The following is a 4,531-nucleotide window of genomic DNA, read 5'->3' as shown; positions in this document are numbered from 1 at the left end:
CCGCCGCCTGCGCCCAGCGGCGCAGGGCCGCCAGCAGCGCCGGCATGCAGGCGGGCGGGCCGTCGCGCCAATCCTCCCAGGGGAAGTAGCGATACCAGCCGCGCCAGCCGGCGGCGCCATCGCCCGAGGCCTCGCCCTCCCGCGTCAGGCCGAGATAGGAGATGGAGATGACGCGCTGCGCCTCGCCCAGCAGACGGTCGCCATCGGCGAAGGTATAGAGCTGTTCCAGATAGCCGAGCGGGTGGTGGGTCTGCCGCTCGACCTGCTCGCGCAGCCCGGATTGCAGCGAGCGATGCGCGGTGACGAAGGGGCCGGAGGGCAGCGCCGCGCCGTCGCCGATGGTCAGGATGCGTGGCATGCCGTCCGTGACGGCGACCAGCGCGGCGATCAGCTCCACCACCAGTTCCGGCATGGCCGGCGCCGGATCCGGCGCGGTCGGGCGGGAGGGGGGCGCTTCGGGCATGCGCGGCTTATCGCATGGCGCGCCGGGCGGCGCCAACCGGCGGCAGGCGCCGGCAGATGCTGCCGGCTCACGGCGTCTTGCGACGAACCGGGCTGTCCGGGGGGCGGGCCAGGGCGTTGCATGGGGGTGCAGAGCATGGCGGGGATGCGGGATCTCCACCGCCGGCCTGTTCTCCCCTGCCGCCCGGGTCCCCTGCCCGGCGATGCGTCCTGCCCGCACCCCGGCTCCGCCCCGCATGGCGCCGGGTTCTCCCGCCGAACGTGTCACCGACCAGGCCGGCCCGCCTTGACGAGGATCGGTGATGCCCGGTTCGACACGCCGCCAATTGCTGGCCGCCTCCGCCCTGTTCGGGCTGACCGGCACGGCCTTCGCCCGCAGCCACACCGAGCGGCCGCCCTGGCGGCCGGGCGAGGCCTATCCGCCGCCCGCCATCAACCCAGGCGGCTGGCACTACCTGAACGCCGCCGAGGTGGCGACGCTGGAGGCGATCGCCGACCGGCTGATCCCGGCCGATGATCTCAGCCCCGGCGGGCGGGAGGCGGGCTGCGTCGTCTTCATCGACCGCCAGCTGGCCGGGCCCTATGGCACGCATGAATGGCTCTACATGCGCGGGCCCTTCGCCGAGCGCCCGCTGCCGCAGCAGGGGCTGCAATCGCCGCTGACGCCGCGCCAGCAATACCGCCAGGGGCTGGCGGCGCTGGCCGCGCATTGTCGCGATGCCTTCGGTGGCCGCCGCTTCGAGCAGCTTTCCACCGAGGAGCAGGACCGGCTGCTGGCCGGGCTGGAGAAGGGCGAGGTGCCGCTGCCCGGCTATGGCGGCCCCGGCCTGAGCAACCGGTCCTTCTTCGAGCTGGTGCTGCAGAACACCATGGAAGGCTTCTTCGCCGACCCGGTCTATGGCGGCAATCGCGACATGGCGGGCTGGCGCATGATCGGCTTCCCCGGCGTGCGCTACGATTTCCGGGACGTGCTGGAGCGCCCCGGCCAGCGCTACACGCGCCCGCCCGTCGCCATCATGGGCCGGCCCGAATGGAATGGGAGGCCGGCATGAGGCGGCTGCCGAAGAAGGATGTCGTCATCGTCGGGCTGGGCTGGACCGGCTCGATCATGGCCTATGAGCTGTCGCGCGCCGGGCTCGACGTCGTGGCCATCGAGCGCGGGCCGTGGCGCGACACGGCGGCGGACTACAATCTCGGCACCGCGCCGGACGAGCTGCGCTACGCCATCCGCCAGGACATCTTCCTGCGCCCGGCGCAGGACACGCAGACGGCGCGCAACAGCCTGGACCAGGTGGCGCTGCCGATCCGCAAATACGGCTCCTACCTGCCGGGCAATGGCGTGGGCGGCGCGGGCGTGCATTGGAACGGCCATACCTGGCGCTTCATGCCGAGCGACTTCAACCTGCGCTCGCACCTCACCGGCCGTTATGGCGAGGGCTTCCTGCCCGAGGGCAGCACCATCCAGGACTGGCCCGTCAGCTATGACGAGCTGGAGCCGCATTACGATTTCTTCGAGAAGGTCTGCGGCATCTCCGGCAAGGCCGGCAATCTGCGCGGCGCGATCCAGCCCGGCGGCAACCCCTTCGAGGGCTGGCGCTCGGACGAGTATCCGACGCGGCCGCTGCGCATGAACCTGGCGCAGACCATGTTCGAGAAGGCGGCGACCGATCTCGGCCTGCATCCCTTCCCGCTGCCCTCGGGCAACATCTCCGAGCCCTACACCAACCCCTATGGCGTGCGGCTGGCGCCCTGCACCTATTGCGGCTTCTGCGAATGGTTCGGCTGCGCCAACTACTCGAAATCCAGCCCACAGACCTGCGTGCTGCCGGTGCTGATGCGGCAGCCGAATTTCGAGGCGCGCACCCTGTGCGAGGTGACGCGCATCAACACTAGCCGCGACGGCCGCATGGCCACCGGCGTCACCTATGTCGATTCCAGCGGCGAGGAATGGGAGCAGCCGGCGGAGATCGTGCTGCTCTGCGCCTATGCGCTGTTCAATGTGCGGCTGCTGATGCTGTCGGGCATCGGCCGGCAATACGACCCGGCGACGGGGGAGGGCACGCTCGGGCGCAACTACGCCTACCAGACCAATGCCGGCAGCGTCGGCTATTTCAGCCGCGACACGCATTTCAACCCCTTCGCCGGGGCCGGCTCGCTCGGCATGATGGCCGATGACTACAATGGCGACGTGTTCGACCATGGGCCGCATGGCTTCATCGGTGGCGCCAACCTGAACTGCACCACCACCAATGGCCGGCCGATCATGAGCCGGCCCGTCCCGCCCGGCACGCCGCGCTGGGGCGCGCAATGGAAGCGCGCCACGGCCGAGACCTATGGCCACACCGCCAATGTCGGCTCGCAGGGCAGCTCCTACAGCTATCGCGATGTCTATCTCGACCTCGACCCCACCTATACCGACCGGCTGGGCCGGCCGCTGATGCGCATGACCTTCGACTTCAAGGAGAACGAGCTGAAGATGTCGCGCTTCATCGTCGACCGCACGGCGGAGATCCTGCAGGCGATGGGGGCGGAGCGCATCGTCAAGAACAACAAGAGCGGGCCCTGGAGCGTCGTGCCCTATCAGACCACGCACAACACCGGCGGCGCGGTGATGGGCCACACGCCGCGGGACAGCGTCGTCAACCGCTACACCCAGCATTGGGACGTGCCGAACCTCTTCGTCTCCGGCGCCTGCCTGTTCCCGCAGAATGCCGGCTACAACCCGACCGGCACGGTGGGGGCGCTCACCTATTGGGCGCTGGACGCCATCAAGACCCGGTATCTGCGCAACCCCGGCCAGCCCATGGTGCAGGCGTGATGCGCGCGCCCCTCGCTTTGGCGGCGCTGCTCGGCCTGCTCTGCATGGGCACGGCGCGGGCCGACCCCGACAATTTCACCGAGGTGGAGCGCGGCCGCTATCTGGCGCGTGCCGGCGATTGCATCGCCTGCCATCTCGGCCCCGACCGCCAGTCGCTGGCGGGCGGGCACCGGCTGGAAACGCCCTTCGGCGCCATCGCCGTGCCCAACATCACGCCGGATGCGGAGACCGGCATCGGCAGCTGGAGCGCCGACGACTTCCACCGCGCCATGCACAAGGGGGTGCGGCCGGACGGGTCGCATCTCTACCCGGCCTTTCCCTACACCGCCTTCACCCGGCTCTCGCGCCAGGACAATGACGCGATCTACGCCTATCTGCGCACGCTGGAGCCGGTGCGGAACGCGGTGGACCGCGACACGCTGCCCTTCCCCTTCAACATCCGCGCGCTGATGGGCGTCTGGAACTGGCTGAACTTCACGCCCGGCGAGTTCCGCCCCGACCCGCAGCGTTCCGCGGCCTATAATCGCGGCGCCTATCTGGTGGAGGGGCCGGCGCATTGCGGGCTGTGCCACACGCCGCGCAACCTGCTGGGCGGCGACAAGGACGGGCAGCATCTGCGGGGCGGCGCGCTGCAGGACTGGTTCGCCCCCAACATCACCGCCGACCGGCGGGTGGGCATCGGCGGCTGGTCGGAGGACGAGATGGTCGAATACCTGCGCACCGGCCGCAACACGCACAGCGCCGCCAGCGGGCCGATGGCGGAGGTCGTGTCCTACTCCACCAGTCGGATGACCGAGCCTGATCTGCGCGCCATCGCCACCTATCTGCGCGAGCGCGGCGCGGCGGCCGAGGCGCCACCCGCGCCGCTGGCGGCGGAGGAACCCCGCATGCAGGCGGGCGCGGCCATTTATGCCGATAGCTGCGCCGCCTGCCATCGTGGCAATGGCATGGGGGTGGACCGCATGTTCCCGCGCCTGGCCGGCAGCGCGCTGGTGCAGCAGGGCGATGCCACCAGCATCCTCCGCATGATCCTGCAGGGCGGCCAGGCGGCGGCGACGCCGCTGGCGCCGACCGCCCCGGCCATGCCGGCCTTCGGCTGGCGGATGAACGACCGGCAGGTGGCCGATGTCGCCACCTATCTGCGCAACGCCTGGGGCAATGCGGCGCCGCCGGTGGCGCCGGAGCGTGTCGGGGCGTTGCGGGAGTCGCTGGCGGGGCGCTAGGCCGGCGCGGCGCCGGGCGGCTCAGCCC

3 protein-coding genes and 1 pseudogene are annotated in these 4,531 nt (G+C 70.9%); 3 read left to right on the top strand and 1 reads right to left on the bottom strand.

All coding sequences use genetic code 11. From position 1 onward, the window contains the following. A pseudogene (locus HMPREF0731_RS25710) lies at positions 1-463 on the bottom strand (hypothetical protein); the annotation flags it as partial. Positions 464-764: 301 nt separating this feature from the next. On the opposite strand from HMPREF0731_RS25710, the gene HMPREF0731_RS17305 reads away from it, so the two are divergent. The 3 genes from HMPREF0731_RS17305 to HMPREF0731_RS17295 are packed head-to-tail and all read left to right on the top strand — an operon-like array spanning position 765 to position 4,503. Continuing rightward, positions 765-1,514 carry a gluconate 2-dehydrogenase subunit 3 family protein gene (locus HMPREF0731_RS17305; protein ID WP_007005476.1) on the top strand — a complete coding sequence of 250 codons (750 nt, stop codon included), beginning with the start codon at positions 765-767 and terminating at the stop codon, positions 1,512-1,514. Continuing rightward, positions 1,511-3,280, top strand: a complete 1,770-nt coding sequence (locus tag HMPREF0731_RS17300) for a GMC family oxidoreductase (RefSeq protein ID WP_157136195.1) — start codon at positions 1,511-1,513, stop codon at positions 3,278-3,280. Before HMPREF0731_RS17305 ends, HMPREF0731_RS17300 begins: the two co-directional genes overlap by 4 nt. Then, positions 3,280-4,503 (top strand): cytochrome c, encoded by a 1,224-nt coding sequence (locus HMPREF0731_RS17295; RefSeq protein ID WP_007005474.1) that lies wholly within the window; start codon positions 3,280-3,282, stop codon positions 4,501-4,503. The genes HMPREF0731_RS17300 and HMPREF0731_RS17295 overlap by 1 nt, the downstream gene beginning before the upstream one ends. Positions 4,504-4,531 lie beyond the last annotated feature (28 nt).

Origin of the sequence: Pseudoroseomonas cervicalis ATCC 49957, from assembly GCF_000164635.1 — a bacterium.
Lineage (GTDB): Bacteria > Pseudomonadota > Alphaproteobacteria > Acetobacterales > Acetobacteraceae > Pseudoroseomonas > Pseudoroseomonas cervicalis.
This window is presented reverse-complemented; position numbering and strand designations above follow the sequence as displayed.

Coding starts and splice junctions, on each gene's coding strand:
- HMPREF0731_RS17300 (WP_157136195.1), top strand. CDS start 1,511: ATGAGGCGGCTGCCGAAGAAGGATGTCGTCATCGTCGGGCTGGGCTGG.
- HMPREF0731_RS17295 (WP_007005474.1), top strand. CDS start 3,280: ATGCGCGCGCCCCTCGCTTTGGCGGCGCTGCTCGGCCTGCTCTGCATG.
- HMPREF0731_RS17305 (WP_007005476.1), top strand. CDS start 765: ATGCCCGGTTCGACACGCCGCCAATTGCTGGCCGCCTCCGCCCTGTTC.